This window comes from Vibrio tapetis subsp. quintayensis, assembly GCF_030409945.1.
In the GTDB taxonomy this organism is placed as follows: Bacteria; Pseudomonadota; Gammaproteobacteria; order Enterobacterales; family Vibrionaceae; genus Vibrio; species Vibrio quintayensis.
The window spans coordinates 154,293-168,394 of the sequence record NZ_JAUFQV010000026.1; the positions used below are offsets into that span (position 1 = coordinate 154,293).

At 44.3% G+C, this 14,102-nt stretch carries 19 protein-coding genes; 7 read left to right on the top strand and 12 right to left on the bottom strand.

Features of this window, described 5'->3' with window-relative positions; genetic code table 11:
- The first annotated feature begins 7 nt into the window (after positions 1–7).
- Positions 8–493 (top strand): VOC family protein, encoded by a 486-nt coding sequence (locus QWZ04_RS11290; RefSeq protein WP_290328018.1) that lies wholly within the window; start codon positions 8–10, stop codon positions 491–493.
- Between the two features lie 134 nt (positions 494–627).
- Here the strand turns inward: QWZ04_RS11290 and QWZ04_RS11295 are convergent, their stop codons facing one another.
- Positions 628–1,212 carry a TetR/AcrR family transcriptional regulator gene (locus tag QWZ04_RS11295; RefSeq protein WP_290328021.1) on the bottom strand — a complete coding sequence of 195 codons (585 nt, stop codon included), beginning with the start codon at positions 1,210–1,212 and terminating at the stop codon, positions 628–630.
- 105 nt (positions 1,213–1,317) lie between these two features.
- On the opposite strand from QWZ04_RS11295, the gene QWZ04_RS11300 reads away from it, so the two are divergent.
- The 5 genes from QWZ04_RS11300 to tyrS all read left to right on the top strand — a co-directional run bounded on the left by QWZ04_RS11300 (position 1,318) and on the right by tyrS (position 5,730).
- Entirely contained in the window at positions 1,318–2,205 is an 888-nt protein-coding gene (locus tag QWZ04_RS11300; protein ID WP_290328023.1) for a DMT family transporter, read from the top strand.
- Positions 2,206–2,219: 14 nt separating this feature from the next.
- Positions 2,220–2,624: an SAM-dependent methyltransferase gene (locus QWZ04_RS11305; protein ID WP_290328025.1), complete on the top strand. Its 405-nt coding sequence runs from the start codon at positions 2,220–2,222 to the stop codon at positions 2,622–2,624.
- 53 nt (positions 2,625–2,677) lie between these two features.
- Complete coding sequence (locus QWZ04_RS11310; protein WP_290328028.1) at positions 2,678–3,271, top strand: hypothetical protein; 594 nt, start codon at positions 2,678–2,680, stop codon at positions 3,269–3,271.
- Between the two features lie 299 nt (positions 3,272–3,570).
- On the top strand, positions 3,571–4,392 hold the full coding sequence (locus tag QWZ04_RS11315) for a LuxR C-terminal-related transcriptional regulator (protein WP_290328031.1): 822 nt from the start codon (positions 3,571–3,573) through the stop codon (positions 4,390–4,392).
- Between the two features lie 81 nt (positions 4,393–4,473).
- Positions 4,474–5,730 carry a tyrosine--tRNA ligase gene (tyrS, locus tag QWZ04_RS11320; protein ID WP_290328033.1) on the top strand — a complete coding sequence of 419 codons (1,257 nt, stop codon included), beginning with the start codon at positions 4,474–4,476 and terminating at the stop codon, positions 5,728–5,730.
- A 437-nt stretch (positions 5,731–6,167) separates the two neighbouring features.
- Here the strand turns inward: tyrS and QWZ04_RS11325 are convergent, their stop codons facing one another.
- The 4 genes from QWZ04_RS11325 to QWZ04_RS11340 form a co-directional block, all read right to left on the bottom strand.
- Positions 6,168–6,560 carry a GFA family protein gene (locus QWZ04_RS11325; protein WP_290328773.1) on the bottom strand — a complete coding sequence of 131 codons (393 nt, stop codon included), beginning with the start codon at positions 6,558–6,560 and terminating at the stop codon, positions 6,168–6,170.
- A 13-nt stretch (positions 6,561–6,573) separates the two neighbouring features.
- Positions 6,574–7,053, bottom strand: a complete 480-nt coding sequence (locus QWZ04_RS11330) for a GNAT family N-acetyltransferase (RefSeq protein WP_290328774.1) — start codon at positions 7,051–7,053, stop codon at positions 6,574–6,576.
- Positions 7,054–7,069: 16 nt separating this feature from the next.
- Entirely contained in the window at positions 7,070–7,672 is a 603-nt protein-coding gene (locus QWZ04_RS11335; protein ID WP_290328035.1) for a LysE/ArgO family amino acid transporter, read from the bottom strand.
- A gap of 126 nt (positions 7,673–7,798) precedes the next feature.
- Positions 7,799–8,668, bottom strand: coding sequence for a LysR family transcriptional regulator (locus QWZ04_RS11340; protein ID WP_290328037.1), 870 nt, complete (start codon positions 8,666–8,668; stop codon positions 7,799–7,801).
- A 157-nt stretch (positions 8,669–8,825) separates the two neighbouring features.
- On the opposite strand from QWZ04_RS11340, the gene QWZ04_RS11345 reads away from it, so the two are divergent.
- The gene (locus QWZ04_RS11345; protein WP_290328775.1) at positions 8,826–9,200 is read left to right on the top strand and encodes a YybH family protein; all 375 of its coding nucleotides are present in this window, start codon (positions 8,826–8,828) and stop codon (positions 9,198–9,200) included.
- 61 nt (positions 9,201–9,261) lie between these two features.
- Here QWZ04_RS11345 and QWZ04_RS11350 read toward each other — a convergent pair whose 3' ends face one another.
- The 7 genes from QWZ04_RS11350 to QWZ04_RS11380 form a co-directional block, all read right to left on the bottom strand.
- Positions 9,262–9,759, bottom strand: coding sequence for a hypothetical protein (locus QWZ04_RS11350; protein ID WP_290328039.1), 498 nt, complete (start codon positions 9,757–9,759; stop codon positions 9,262–9,264).
- Positions 9,760–9,780: 21 nt separating this feature from the next.
- Positions 9,781–10,215, bottom strand: coding sequence for a hypothetical protein (locus QWZ04_RS11355; protein ID WP_102524368.1), 435 nt, complete (start codon positions 10,213–10,215; stop codon positions 9,781–9,783).
- A 208-nt stretch (positions 10,216–10,423) separates the two neighbouring features.
- Positions 10,424–11,299, bottom strand: coding sequence for an L-ribulose-5-phosphate 3-epimerase (locus QWZ04_RS11360; protein ID WP_290328043.1), 876 nt, complete (start codon positions 11,297–11,299; stop codon positions 10,424–10,426).
- A gap of 8 nt (positions 11,300–11,307) precedes the next feature.
- Positions 11,308–11,976: a 3-keto-L-gulonate-6-phosphate decarboxylase UlaD gene (locus QWZ04_RS11365; RefSeq protein ID WP_290328044.1), complete on the bottom strand. Its 669-nt coding sequence runs from the start codon at positions 11,974–11,976 to the stop codon at positions 11,308–11,310.
- A 4-nt stretch (positions 11,977–11,980) separates the two neighbouring features.
- Entirely contained in the window at positions 11,981–12,802 is an 822-nt protein-coding gene (locus QWZ04_RS11370) for a Cof-type HAD-IIB family hydrolase (RefSeq protein ID WP_290328046.1), read from the bottom strand.
- 4 nt (positions 12,803–12,806) lie between these two features.
- Positions 12,807–13,499 (bottom strand): L-ribulose-5-phosphate 4-epimerase, encoded by a 693-nt coding sequence (locus QWZ04_RS11375; RefSeq protein WP_102524364.1) that lies wholly within the window; start codon positions 13,497–13,499, stop codon positions 12,807–12,809.
- Positions 13,500–13,530: 31 nt separating this feature from the next.
- Positions 13,531–14,010: a PTS sugar transporter subunit IIA gene (locus tag QWZ04_RS11380; protein WP_290328050.1), complete on the bottom strand. Its 480-nt coding sequence runs from the start codon at positions 14,008–14,010 to the stop codon at positions 13,531–13,533.
- Positions 14,011–14,102: the final 92 nt, after the last annotated feature.

The following is a 14,102-nucleotide window of genomic DNA, read 5'->3' on the forward strand; positions in this document are numbered from 1 at the left end:
GAGCAAAATGAAAATGAATCACGTAGGCATCATGGTTGGCGATATGGACAAAGCTGTCGAGTTTTATACTAAGGCTCTCGGCTTAAAAATCGTGATGAATAACACCAAAGTTATCGAAGAACGTGAATCAGCGATTGGCCGTATGTGCATTGCGGTATTCGGTGAAGGCTTTAAAGGTTTCAATATTGCTCACTTGGTAACGACTGATGGTATCGGTGTTGAATTGTTTGAAATGAAAGAGCGCCAAGAACGTCACGAAGTGGATTTCTCTCGCTTAGGTATTTTCCATTTTTGTCTTCAAACGGACGACTTTGCAGCGGCAATTGAACGCACTGAAAAATTTGGCGGTAAGGTTCGCATGGATATCATGCGTTATCACCCAGAAGATGAAAACAAGCAAGCTAAAATGGTTTACCTAGAAGACCCGTTTGGCAACTTGTTTGAGCTTTACTCTCATACCTATGAAGAGACTTACGCTTCAGATTACGAGTAACAGTGAGCCCTTACTGCCTTTAAGGCAGAAGGGTAATCCACCTAAAGAGGATTGGTAGAGATACTAATCCTCTTTTTGTATAGGGGAGGAAGTGTAGGGATAAATCCGTATCAATAATGTTACTAAAGAAGCCTCTATTGGATACCAAAAAGTAACAAATCGGTAGCCTCCATGGCATGCTTCTCAATTTGTTGGTCGTTCAGTACAGGGGTCCCCAATAGTGCTCTAGAGCGTGGCGCAAGCAACATGCCGAGCCAGAGTTCAATTTTGGTATTTGGTTGCTGTAAATTAAATCGTTCGGCAAAGAACACGTTTAAAGCAGCATTGGTATCGTCAGGAGCAATACCCATAAAAATCGTTAGAATTTCAGGATCTTGATTCGCTTCTATAATCAATAGGCGCTGTGTTGCAATATGTTCTTGCGATAAATGAAACCTCATAAACTCAGTTGCAAATGCAATTAGTGCATCTCGAGTACTTTCTAGCGCGAGATGTTGTGAATATCGGTCGGTATAACTTTCACCAATCTGCTTCAAAGTCGCTTGGAAAAGTTCGCTCTTGGAAGGGAAGTAGCGATATAGCGTTTGCTTTGTCAGCTTCGCTTGCGCGGCGACAGCATCCATACCGGTAGAAGTGTATCCCTCAGATAAAAAAACAGACTTTGCAGCAGCCAAGATAGCTTGTTTTTTTTTCTCTCTATTTTCTTCAATTTTGCTCATCACTGTCCTTTGGAAATAAATATCATACTCATGGGTGTGATTTTTATTGACACAATAGCATCTAAAAATCATACTATCGAGTATGATTTTTGATGGAGGTTAATTATGACTACTTCTTCACTTCCGACTTTGGCTGTAAAGAACAGCCGCACAACTGGTTTTTTAATAGCGCTTCTAGGCGCGCTATTGATGAGTATCGATCCAATATTTATCCGCTTTGCTGGTGTAAGTGGCTTCGATACCGCTTTTCTTTTCGGTTTTTTTAGCGCGATATCCATGTCTGTCTTTCTTAAGATTAACGATAAGCGCGGCATTAGAAAGGTCGTAATTCAGAGTGGTTGGCCGCTACTATTCGCTGGATTATTGATGGTAGGCAGTGCAACGGGGTTAGTATTTAGTATCAAAAATACATCGATTGCTAATACCTTCGTTATTCTGAGTGCTGCTCCTGCTGTATCAGCGATCTTTAGTTGGTTATTTTTGCGTGAGAAAACCAGTCGCACGACAGTTATTGCGATTATCACAGTCATGATCGGTATTGGTATTGTTGTGTCTGGGTCGTTTAGCTCGGGCAACTGGTTTGGTGATGCTTTAGCGGTGTTCTCGGTGATTTGCCTGTCGTTAATGTTCACCTTGCTGCGCAAATATCACGATGTAAGTAGACTGGCGAGCGTTGCGTTAGGTGGTTTTCTTTTAGCTGTCGTGATGTCGTTCTTCGCAGAACCTGGCAGCTACAGCGCAAATACTTGGCTGATTATGGCTGCAATGGGGCTGTTGACCGCGCCACTAGGACGAGTGATGTCGATGGTTGCGACCCGTTATATCACGGCCGCAGAGGTGTCGATGACGTTGATGTTGGAAACGGTACTGGCACCAGTATGGGGTTTTCTATTCTTCGCTGAGATACCGGCGGTAGCAAGTATTATGGGAGGCTCAATTATTTTAGTCACCATTTTCATTTACACATTCGTCACCATGAAAAATAACCAGTGATTAAGGAGAACCCTATGACAGCAGCACTTAAGTTTATTGGGAAAATTACGACACCTTATACTTCAGTAGAGGTGTGTCCGAACAATATTCAACCTCAAGGACCCATTTGTAAAATTGTGGTTTTTGACGAATTCAAACAAGGCTTAACTGGTTTAACAGTAGGAGATAATATTCTCGTACTGTACTGGTTAGCAAATGCACAGCGTGACGTTTTGGAGCACGCTGTCAGTGGTGGGGATAGCAAAGGGACATTTGCACTTCGTTCTCCCCATCGCCATAATCCAATTGGAGCGGCAGTATTACCAATAGAAGCAATTGATGAAGGTGTACTTACCGTTAAGGGACTTGACTGTTTGGACAATACTCATTTAGTTGATATTAAACCCGCGCTCTATAGCGAAAAACTGTCTAGTTCGTAATTATTCGTAACAGGTTATTGGCAAGGCAGTCTCTGGAGTTCGAGAATATTGCGTTGTCTGCCTACAAAGGTGAATTGAGCAACATTACCGTTTACCACGACAGTTCAATTCCCTCACAACTGCTGTTGAGTATCGAGTCAGAGATTAAATCGCTTCAACCAAGCATGATCATTAACTGGTTGCAAAGGGATAGAAACCACTGTTTACAGCAAGTAAAAGACGGCGATGCACTGTTTGCTATCATGCCGGGCATGGGTAACCTCCACCCTAGCGCAGGCATTGGCAATATCAACCTTGGCTCTTTTCATTTGAGCATCTTTACTGCTACCAATTCAACAATTCCTAACATACCGGTATCTATCGCTGAGTTAGCCACTTTTCGCCAGCTTATAACAGAAAATGATCTCGTCAATGAGTTAAGACACACTAAGCTCAGCAGCGAATTTGAGATTGTCAGCTCGCAACACTTACTCATAGATAAACTAAAATTAGGTGGATGGACAGTGTGCTCACCCGATAAGATGAGCCACCACGCCTCAAGCTGCGATATTCGAGAAGTAGAACTAAAAGAAGCCCCCAAGAATGGTGCGCCAAGACTGTATTTTGTTTTACAACATGTCATCTATTTCTTCCCAGCAAGAGTCTGAAATCCTCGCCGTGGCGACTCAAGTTGCGAAGAAAATCAACCTATAGTTAATCAAATATAACGTTGTTCAGAACAAGGTGTAGTGATGGCCGTTGTTGCTTAGCGCCATCAACACACCTCTGGACAGAAACGCGTTACGAACCACAACACAATCTAACTTTTCGGCTTACTTCAAGTATTGCAGCCATGCACTTAGTATGACATGTAAGGGGCCAAATTCATTTATCCAATACAGATAACTTTGGGGTAACAGCCTGTTGCGTTATGCTTATCTCACCTTTACCCAACTCCCGAATCACCATGCCTAACGACCCATTCAACACTCAACTTTCAGAAACAATTTCTGCTCTTAACTCACCAAGCTTTACGCCTAAACTCATGAGCGTTATTGCTTCATTATTGAGTTTTGATTGCGCGGTGATCCTCGGCTACCGCCAAGGTAAACATCCTATCTATCTGTATGATTCGATTGAAAATGAACGCGAGCTACTGTTCCAACGTTATCTCACCACCTCTTTTCAAAACGATCCGTTTTATCAGAAGCTGAACGCGAACAAAGAACAAGGTATCTTTACACTCAAAGATGTGGTGGGCAAAGACGTCGCGCGCAACGATCTCGATTACCAAGCCTACTGTGAGCAGTTTTACCATCAAACGGGCTGGAAGGATGAACTCAGTATGCTGATCGAAATTGAGCCGACACGCTGGGTAATGCTCTACTTTGGATTTATGCAGGACGATAAGCGCTTCACCAAGCCTCAAGTAACCAAGCTCAAATCTTACTTCGCCATTATCCAGTCTTTGTGCCAACAACACTGGAAACAAACCGAGTTTATACTCGCCGAGCCAGTGTTCAGCCCTAACGCCTACTCGGGGCAAATACGTGTAGCGATTGAATCCGCACTGGCATCTTTTGGTGAAACAGTGCTCACCAAACGAGAACAGGAAATCGCGGCATTGATCGCGCAAGGTTATGACAGCAAAGAGGTTGCAACGCAGCTAGATGTCGCCGAAGGCACAGTTAAGAACCACCGCAAACGCATCTACGCGCAGTTAAATGTCGCATCGTTAAGCGAGTTCTTTCAATTGTTTCTTAACCACCTGATCACTCAATCAAGATAGCAAACTGTCCCTTTAGGGATATATCTAGATTCCGCATCGCCTTTTAATCTGAATACAACCAAACCAGACAAAGATAAGACGATGACACTGATTGAAGATTTACAAGCACGCGGTTTGATTGCCCAAGCGAGCGATTTAGACCAAGTTCAACAACTGCTATCTGAACCACAAACCTTGTACTGCGGCTTCGATCCAACTGCAGGTAGCTTGCATATCGGCCACCTAGTGCCACTGATTATGCTCAAACGCTTTCAAGATGCAGGACATCAAGCCATCGCTCTGATTGGTGGTGCGACCGGTATGATTGGTGACCCGAGCTTTAAAGCCACAGAGAGAAGCTTAAACTCACAAGAAACCGTAACGGGCTGGGTACAAGATCTGTCGAACCAAATTCAACAGTTGATGAATAACCAAGTCAGCAAGCCAATGATCATGGTAAACAATGCGGATTGGGTGAAGCAGATTAACGTGATCGACTTCTTCCGCGACGTAGGTAAGCATTTCTCCGTGAATACCATGATCAGCCGAGAGTCCGTTAAACAACGTTTACAACGTCCAGATCAAGGCATCTCATTTACCGAGTTCAGTTACGCACTGCTGCAATCTTACGACTTCGCAGAACTAAACCGTCAGTACGACTGCCGCCTACAAATCGGTGGCAACGACCAATGGGGCAACATTGTTAGCGGTATTGACCTTACTCGCCGTCAAAATGGTGAGCAGGTCTTCGGTCTAACCCTACCTTTGATCACCAAATCAGACGGCACTAAATTTGGTAAAACCGAAGGTAGTGCAGTGTGGTTAGATCCAAGTAAGACCTCACCTTACGCTTTCTATCAATTCTGGTTATCTGCTGAAGATGCCGATGTTTACCACTTCCTGCGCTACTACACCTTCTTGAGCTGCGATGAGATTACTGCGATTGAAGTACAAGACAAAGAGAGCAAAGGCAAACCGCAAGCACAGCGTATCCTAGCAGAGCAAATGACGCGCTTTGTCCACGGTGAAGAAGGCTTAGCAAGTGCAGAGCGAATCACTCAAGCGCTATTTAGTGGTAACGTCCAGCAATTGAGCTTGAACGAGTTGAAACAGTTGGAACTCGATGGCTTGCCTAATATGCAAAGTGCTGAGCGAGACTTGTTAGAGCTTCTGGTTGAGTCAGGCTTAGCCAAATCAAAACGCATTGCCCGTGAACTGATTGGCAGCAACGCCATCAGTGTGAATGGCGAGAAAGTTGATACAGAAAACTCAAACTTGAACTTCCCGTTATTCGACCAATACTGGTTACTTCAACGCGGTAAAAAGCACTTTTACTTGGTGAGACGTATAGTGGGTTAACACACTTCAGTTAGGGGTACACCCCACCTCATTATTTGCCATTGAACATTACAATGGCAAAATAATGACGCCGATAATTTCGTGATATTTTCAGGTCTAATCTTACACAGCCGTTTGTAGTGGATTGGCAAATTTAGTTAGAGATCTAAGTATAAGGAAGAATAGGTCAAATTACGCTTTAGAGAACCGAATAGATAAATGCTCGCAACTCAGAAAGGGGCAGAAACGTGTTTGCGTTTATTGGGACTCGGTCCCTTCTCCTCGACATACTATTTGGTGCGTGTCCGCTTAAAGTCATACGTTTAAAGTCAAAAGGCGACCCTGAGGCCGCCTTCGGTTTGACTAGATATGAAGCTTTGTTTATCACTGTCACGTCTTGGAACGGTGGGACGCTATTTTTTCGTTAGGACTATTGGGTTATTAAGGCAATATAGGCCTTATCGATCTGCGGGATGATTTACGCCATCGTTAGTGACAACGTCACTCAAATCGAACGGATTAACACCTTCAAGGCAGCCAATATTGAATCCGTACTCATGCGGGTTAGAACGGCGCTGGTGGTGAGTGTAAATGCCACAGTTTGAGCAAAAGTAGTGCTTTGCTGTATTAGTATTGAATTGATACAGCTTAAGAACATCAGCACCTTTCACAATGCGAATTCCGCTTAAATCAACCGAACCAACCATCGCCCCTTTTCTTCGACATATTGAACAATCACAGCGGCGTGGGTTTTCAATGCCATTCGGTAGGGAGAGTTCCAATTCTACCGCGCCACAGTGGCAACTTGCTTTGTGCTTTTGGTTAATTTTGGTCTCGCCAACTTGCTTTATCATCTTATCATCCTTAATTCGATGTTATGGTTTTTGCCATATTATAGCCCGTTATGGCAAAGCCTACTTCTTGGTATAGTTTGAGAGCCCGTGAGTTATGATAAGCCACTCGCAGTTTTATTTGCTTGATTTCCAAAGGAAGAAGCTGGCGTTCTAGAGCCTCGATGGCTGACTTTCCGATGCCTTTTCCGCGATGTTCTTCGGATATAAAGAAGTCGTAAATAAAGGTCGAATGATCTTGTTGGTTGATGCTATGCCATAAATAGCCTACTGGTACTGTTAAGCCGTTTGAATTAATTTCGATACAAAGTAAATCGTGCTCTGCGGTTTCTAAGCCATTAGGAAAACAGCGCTGTAAATCGGCTTGCGCTAGCTCAATCGCCATTTCCATCGAATGACCATAATTGGTGGCAATTTCTTGGCTGTAATCGTCGATGAAATACTGACAATAAGCAGGGTATTCCTCTTGTCGCATGTCTCTTAAATATACCAACATGATGACCTCGTTTTTAGGCATTAAATACTAATGAAGTGGCGATGGACAACATCACAGCCCCGACAACAAATTCGAGTATTTTCCATGTCTTTGGTTTTTGAAATAAAGGGGTGAGTAGCCTTGCACCGTAACCGAGAGAAAAGAAAAATACGAAAGAAGAAGCAATTGCGCCAATGGCAAATTGAGACTCAAAGGGATGATACTGAGTCGAAATAGATCCCAGTAATACCATGGTATCAAGGTACACGTGTGGGTTAAGCCAAGTAAAGGCTAAGCAAATACCAATGGTTTTAGCCAGCGATGTTTGAGTGTGTTGGTCTGCTTTTAAAGCATGATCGGTAGTCAAAGCAGAACGAAAACTGATGAGAGCATAAATGGTGAGAAACGCAGCACCACCATACCGAGCAGACACTTCAATCCATGGAAACTGTTGCACCATTGCACCAAAACCAGCGATGCCTACGGATATTAAGATGGCATCGGATAGCGCACACACGGCGCATACAGCGAAGATATGTTGATTTTTCAGGCCTTGCTTTAAGACGAACGCATTTTGCGATCCAATAGCAAGGATCAAAGAGAGACTTAAAGAAAAACCAGCGAGATAGGTAGACATAGAACTTATTGCTCCCTGCAATGAAAATGATTGCTCCGTTTCAAGCCATAAACGGTGGCTTGCTCATCGTATTGATCAGCAAGCCAGATAGAATAACGCAGCTGCTATTGCCACGCCAGTTCCTGTTCATGTCACTAAAGTAGAGAGTTTTTCTTGGATCGCCTGAGTACAGACTCTAACCGACAACGGTGTTTTCTTCCCAAAAGGATTTAAGGCATAAATGCTGGTGGTCTTAAGAGAGTATTTTGGAAATACAGGTTCTAATTTGGTATTTATTAAGGGTAAATAAAAGTCTGGGACTATTCCTACTCCCGCTCCCGACGTAATCAATGCCAAGGTACTGTGAAATGAATTAGTGATACAGCGAGCTTCTGCTTCATAGATTAATGGCGCGGTGTTTTGGCGGTCAAACTCATGTCGAATGCGCCTGCCCTGCCAAGAGTTAGCGATGTAACTGACCTCTAGTGGGTTCTTTTTTTGCTCATCGGTTAAGATGCCGCAGAGCACGTCTTTAAACTCACCTAAACGTTTTTGAATGATGGCACTGTCTTCAGATTGCCCAACACGAATAGCCAAATCAATATCATGTTCCAGAAAATCTAACCTTTCGTCACTGCCTATGAGTTCCGGCATCAGTTGTGGGTACTGTTGCATCAGCTCTCCGATGACAGGGGTGATAAGGGTTTCCATTAACGCGTTGGGTGCGGTGATCCGAATTCGGCCTTTAGGCACTTCTATCGACTCCAACGCATCGCTCCAAGCAGAGTCTGCAAGGAGGTTGATTTTGTTGCAGCTTTGGTAGAAACGTTCGCCTTCAACCGTCAGCACCTGTCTCCGAGTCGTGCGTTTTAGCAGAGTAATCCCGAGTTCCGTTTCCAGAGCTTTCAAATGTTGGCTGATGACTGACTTTGAAAGGTCTAGAGCATCGGCCGCTGCTGACATCGATCCTGATTCGACAATATGCGCAAATACCGACATCTGACGTAGGCGATTCATTTATTGTTCCATTTTTCTAAACAGTTATTTCTAATCTAACTGTTTTTCTACTCTATTGGTAGCGTTAATCTAGCTTTACTTTACGGCGCTTAACGAAACATCCCCGTTTCTCAGCGGCCCTTTTAGAAAAATAACTAGGCTCACAATAGGAATAATAATTATGTCAAACAACGTATTAGAAGTATGTAAACAAGGTCTTGCAGCATGGCAGCAGGCGTTCAATAGTCAAAATGCGAAAGGGTGTGCCGATCAATATAGTGAAAGCTGCGTGATGACCGCCGCCCCGTTTGGTGAGTTTGAAGGAAAAGAGGCCATTCAAGCATTTTGGCAAGATATCATGGACAAAGGTTTTGCTGATGTGGCTTACACAGAGGTGAAATGGGAAGCTCATGGTGACAATGGTTATATCTTGTCTTCTAATTGGACGATGAACAAAGCGTTTGGGGTAGTCCACCGCGAATTGTGGGTTGTGGAGGCGGATGGTAAAGCACGACTAGCCAGCGATCATTTTGAGATACAAGGCGAAAGATAATCGTCGTTTGGCTGGCGCGTATTTTAGTGTTGACTGGTTGATGGAGCGGTTGATATGGATGTCAATGGTTTAAATAATATTCATCGTGTTTGGCTTTGGCTGTGTCATTTTGGCTTCCTTGATGGAGCTGTACGACATTGAGGTCATTAGAAGAAAGATGAATCCACCCTTCCTTTAATTGTATCCAGTTACTTGGAAGGGCCTGATAAACGAAAGGGAAAGTTCCCCAGCCAGACTCCGAGATGAAAAGCTCTTCAAGTGTGTCGACATTTGTTACTTGGGCATCAAAATGTGGTTCATCATAAAGCGCGATCTGAGGGGTATCGAATGAGGATAAATCGCTTGATTGAACTTGATAGCAACTAATGGTTGTGAGCGTTCGGTTTAGCCATAGATACGGAAGAGCGCCTTGTTGGTCGTAAACGGTACAGTCGTTAAATTTAACAGCCCAAGAGTGCTGATTGGCAAAGCCGAGATAACCGATAGGCGTGTTATTGGGTGCTGAAGTTGTTTGGCAGCCAACCAATAATACGAAAAATAAAAAAGAAACGTACCGCATGATCCTGCCTCCGGAATGTGTTTATAAAGACGTTGGTCTGCTTTGCACGAAGCGACTATGAGCACTTACTTTACCATTGATGTACTCAACGCCACTGTGAATGTTATCTTGATTATGGCCCACGACTTGATATTCAACGATGAACTCGCCACTGACAATTTTCAGAAAGAGTAAACCATCAACCACTTGCCATAGTCCGTTAAGCTTCTTGTCACTGAACAGGTCTTTTTCCACCAACGTGCCATTGGGTTTAATGATCAATTCAGAAGAAAAACCATCTGAATTTACTTTGACCCATACTTGCTGGTGCACTTCAAAGCTGAGTAGCTTTCTTCTGCTTTTTATCCATTGTTGCAGTTCTGCTTGCTGGCTATTAGTGAGCTCAGGTAGATCTTCTAACTCGAGTAGCACGTGATGCTTTTCAAACCAAAAGAGTTGTAGGTGAAGCAGCTTCATAAGTCGACTTAAATGGATAAACAATGAGGTGCACAACTCTGCTGCAACGCGCTTAGGTTGTCAACAAAATAAGCATGGGTTGCTGTGCGGGCTGGCATAAAAAAAGCGCAGCAAACATCCCCGGGGGAGAGAAGATTTGGCTGCGCTATCCACGTTGGGATTGTGACGCCTTAAGTTTTATTATTAGGCGTCAGGAGCATGGATTTGTTTAAAAAAGTACTGGCAGTTCGGCTTGTAAGCAGGATTGATTCAACCTTTTCTGCGCCAGTTTAATGTTGTGTTCCCACTGTTCATCTTGAGCCCACATTTCAATCACTAGGGGCACAACACAGTTGGTTTCTTTGAGCGTGACAAAGATGGCATCGAAGTCGACTTCGCCTTCACCAATGACGAGATCTCGGAACTGGCCGCCATATCCATCTTTTACTTTATAAGTGTCTTTAAGATGGATCTGAGTAATATGCGGCATGCTCAGTGCAAGTTCAGTGCATACGTCATAATTCCACCCCGAAATATTGCCAATATCCGGATATGCAGTGAAGTAAGGCGATGGTATTTCTCTTTTTAAGATCTCAAATTTACTTAACGAGTTGAGGTAATCAGTATCCATTATTTCGACGGCAAGCATGATACCGGCCCGCTCAGCTAATTTGGCACAATGGCGCATTCCATCGATGAATCGTTGGTGAGTCTCCTTGTTTGCAGGCTCGTAATACACGTCGTAGCCCGCAAGTTGGATGTTACGGATTCCTAACTTGAAAGCCAGAGTGATCGCTTTTTCCATGTGGATGACGGCTTGTTCTCGTATTGCAGCATCTGCAGAACCGAATGGGTACTTTCTGTGCGCACTTAAACACATGGACTGCAAAGGGATACCATGTTTGATACACAAATCCCGAAGTTCATAAATTGTGGCGTCGTCCCAATCTAGGCGGCTGCGTCTTTCATCAGATTCATCCACCGAAATTTCTAGAAAATCGAATCCGAGTTGTTTGGTTTTTTCTAGTTTTTGATCCCAACTTAGTTCATTGGGTAGGGCTTTCTCGTAAAGCCCGACTCGGTGTCGTTGTAAGTGTTGATACATAAGATCACCTATACCCAGTAGCGGTCAATTTGGGCGCGAAGTGCTTCGGCTGTTTGTTTGCCTTGTTCTCCGGCAAGTGCGCGGCCAGCAATAAAGGTCTTGGCTTTGATGCCTTCAAATAGATACAGATCTTCAGGCACGATACCACCAGTAATAGAAAGCTCTAAACCGAGTTCGGACAACTTACGCATTTTGATTAAATCTTCTTCTGTCCAACCAACCCCGGCCAGTTCCGCATCGCGGGAGCGGTGATAGATTGCTTGAGTAATGCCTAGGTCAACCCATGCTTCTGCGTCATCCATGGTCCAATTGCCGTAGATTTCAATTTGAATTTCGCCGTTAAATTGGTCGGCTACCTTTTTGCATGCAGCAATCGTGGCAATGTGGGCCGCAGCGGAGACGGTGATCCAATCGGAACCTGCTTCAAAGGCCATTTTTGCTAGAATGGCACCACCGTCGGTTGTTTTCATATCACACACGAGGATGTGGTCTGGGTGGTTTTTACGCAGTGTTTGAACGGCATTCATGCCTTCGGCAAACGCCAGAATCGTGCCAATTTCAATCACATCGACAAAGCTTTCTACGTTGTTGGCCACTTGAATTGCCGACGCAAGATCCGTTTGATCAAGTGCGATTTGAATCATAGGTTTATTGGTGGCGGTTGATGTTACAGTCATGATGTTATCCTTTAATTTTATTTCGAATCAGACGAGCTAAGCCGTCTTCATTGTTATTTGTTTCACACACTAATCTGGCGGCACTTTTTACCGTGTCATCTGCGTTTTCCATGGCAACACCTAAGCCGGCATACTCGAGCATGGAAATGTCATTATGGTTATCGCCCACAGCAAGCACGTGATTGGCGTGATAGCCAAGATTGGTGACATACTCTGCAAGCAGTGCGCCTTTGTTGTTGCCTAAAGCGGCAAAATCAATTCGGTTAGACCAAGATCGTTCTCCATTGAACTTACGTTTAACGTAATCGTGCTCAAGCAATCGTTCGACTGAACTTGGTTGTCCTTCTACAACAAACTTCCACACGTATTGAGTCTCGTTGACTAAATCACTAAAGGAGTCGATTCGCTCGATTTTTGGCTTTGAATTCCCTTCAAATTGATCGGCCCAACTTTCAAGTGCTTGCATGTACGTTATTGGGTTATGTGATGAATAGGTCATTGAGTCGGTAACGTACATGACCATTTTCATCTGGTACTCATGAGCAAGAGAGATAAAAGACAAAGCGTCTTGCTTGCTAATTGCGTTATGTTGTACAACGCAATCATTCTGGTAATCGTATATGTACGTGCCGTTGCAGCAGATAATGGGCGTAGTTAGCCCCAATTCCTCGTAGTAAGGTTTCGCTGCGGTATGATGACGGCCGGTGACAATCACAACATGGCAGTGCTGCCTTGCTTCTTGAATTGCGCGTTTTACTTCAGGGTTAATCGTATGTTCATCAGTGAGAACGGTGCCATCGAGATCAAGAGCCAACACTTTGTACATAAGATCACCTTTGGCCGTAATAGGCATTTTCACCGTGCTTACGCAGGTAGTGCTTGTCGGACAGTTCAGGTTGGATTTTTATGCCACTATTGAGTGAGCGTGTTGCCAGCGCCATGGCGGATATTTCTTCCAATACCACGGCATTGTGCACCGCGTCTATTGCATCTTTGCCCCAAGAAAATGGTGCATGACCAGACACAATCACACTCGGTACGGCTTTTGGATCAACCTTGCGTTGTGCGAATTCTTCGATGATGACTAAGCCTGTGTTTTTCTCATATTCTTCACGAATTTCAGCCTGTGAGAGTTTACGAGTACACGGAATATCCCCGTAGAAATAGTCGGCATGTGTGGTGCCGAGTGCGGGAATATCTATGCCTGCTTGAGCCCAGATGGTCGCACTACGTGAGTGCGTGTGAACAACGCCACCAATGTTAGGAAAGGCTTTGTACAGTTCGAGGTGTGTGGCGGTATCGCTTGAAGGGTTAAGTGTGCCTTCCAGTTGATTACCGGCAAGATCAACCACAACGATATGGTCAACCGTCATCACATCATATTCTACGCCCGAAGGTTTAATCGCGATGACGCCTAACTCTCTATCTATCTCGGATACGTTTCCCCATGTGAAAGTGACAAGACCATATTTTGGCAATTTGAGATTAGCGTCTAGTACACGTTGTTTAAGAGCTTGATACATAGGTCCTCCTGATTAATTTGGGCCGAATTGGCTACGCGATGGCAGCGGCGAGCGCTTCGTCAATGACATTAAAAATGTCTTCTTTACTGCGGCAGCGGCGTAACTTGTCTAAATCAACCCCGGTTTCGCTGTCTTCGTCATCTAATACGGTGGTGACTTCCATTAAGCCTTCCATGTGTTCATCTGAAGAGCTGCCTGCTAGAGTGACCATCACATCAACGGGCTCGTCTTCACCTTCAAAATAAATAGGTGTCGCGAGTGTGACTAAAGCAAAAGCGGTGCGGTTTACCCCATCTTCAGGGCGTGCATGTGGCATGGCGAAGTTAGGGGCGATGACGATATAAGGGCCCAGCTTTGTAATGCTATTGATGATCGCTTCGTGATAGCTAGCTTCAATTGCACCCGAGGCAATGAGCATATCCGTTCCCACTTTTATCGCTGTTTGCCATGAACCTGCTTGCGCTTGTAAACAGATGGAATTGTTGTCGATAAGTGATTGTTTAAAACCCATTGTTCTATCTCCAGTTGGTCGTTCGATGGTTGTGCCAGCGCTAACTGGCACGGTATTTCTAGTTATATGTAGGGTGTTCAGGTTTACTGAAT

Coding starts and splice junctions, on each gene's coding strand:
- tyrS (WP_290328033.1), top strand. CDS start 4,474: ATGACACTGATTGAAGATTTACAAGCACGCGGTTTGATTGCCCAAGCG.
- QWZ04_RS11340 (WP_290328037.1), bottom strand. CDS start 8,668: ATGAATCGCCTACGTCAGATGTCGGTATTTGCGCATATTGTCGAATCA.
- QWZ04_RS11350 (WP_290328039.1), bottom strand. CDS start 9,759: ATGCGGTACGTTTCTTTTTTATTTTTCGTATTATTGGTTGGCTGCCAA.
- QWZ04_RS11380 (WP_290328050.1), bottom strand. CDS start 14,010: ATGGGTTTTAAACAATCACTTATCGACAACAATTCCATCTGTTTACAA.
- QWZ04_RS11355 (WP_102524368.1), bottom strand. CDS start 10,215: ATGAAGCTGCTTCACCTACAACTCTTTTGGTTTGAAAAGCATCACGTG.
- QWZ04_RS11300 (WP_290328023.1), top strand. CDS start 1,318: ATGACTACTTCTTCACTTCCGACTTTGGCTGTAAAGAACAGCCGCACA.
- QWZ04_RS11360 (WP_290328043.1), bottom strand. CDS start 11,299: ATGTATCAACACTTACAACGACACCGAGTCGGGCTTTACGAGAAAGCC.
- QWZ04_RS11295 (WP_290328021.1), bottom strand. CDS start 1,212: ATGAGCAAAATTGAAGAAAATAGAGAGAAAAAAAAACAAGCTATCTTG.
- QWZ04_RS11290 (WP_290328018.1), top strand. CDS start 8: ATGAAAATGAATCACGTAGGCATCATGGTTGGCGATATGGACAAAGCT.
- QWZ04_RS11375 (WP_102524364.1), bottom strand. CDS start 13,499: ATGTATCAAGCTCTTAAACAACGTGTACTAGACGCTAATCTCAAATTG.
- QWZ04_RS11305 (WP_290328025.1), top strand. CDS start 2,220: ATGACAGCAGCACTTAAGTTTATTGGGAAAATTACGACACCTTATACT.
- QWZ04_RS11315 (WP_290328031.1), top strand. CDS start 3,571: ATGCCTAACGACCCATTCAACACTCAACTTTCAGAAACAATTTCTGCT.
- QWZ04_RS11365 (WP_290328044.1), bottom strand. CDS start 11,976: ATGACTGTAACATCAACCGCCACCAATAAACCTATGATTCAAATCGCA.
- QWZ04_RS11335 (WP_290328035.1), bottom strand. CDS start 7,672: ATGTCTACCTATCTCGCTGGTTTTTCTTTAAGTCTCTCTTTGATCCTT.
- QWZ04_RS11370 (WP_290328046.1), bottom strand. CDS start 12,802: ATGTACAAAGTGTTGGCTCTTGATCTCGATGGCACCGTTCTCACTGAT.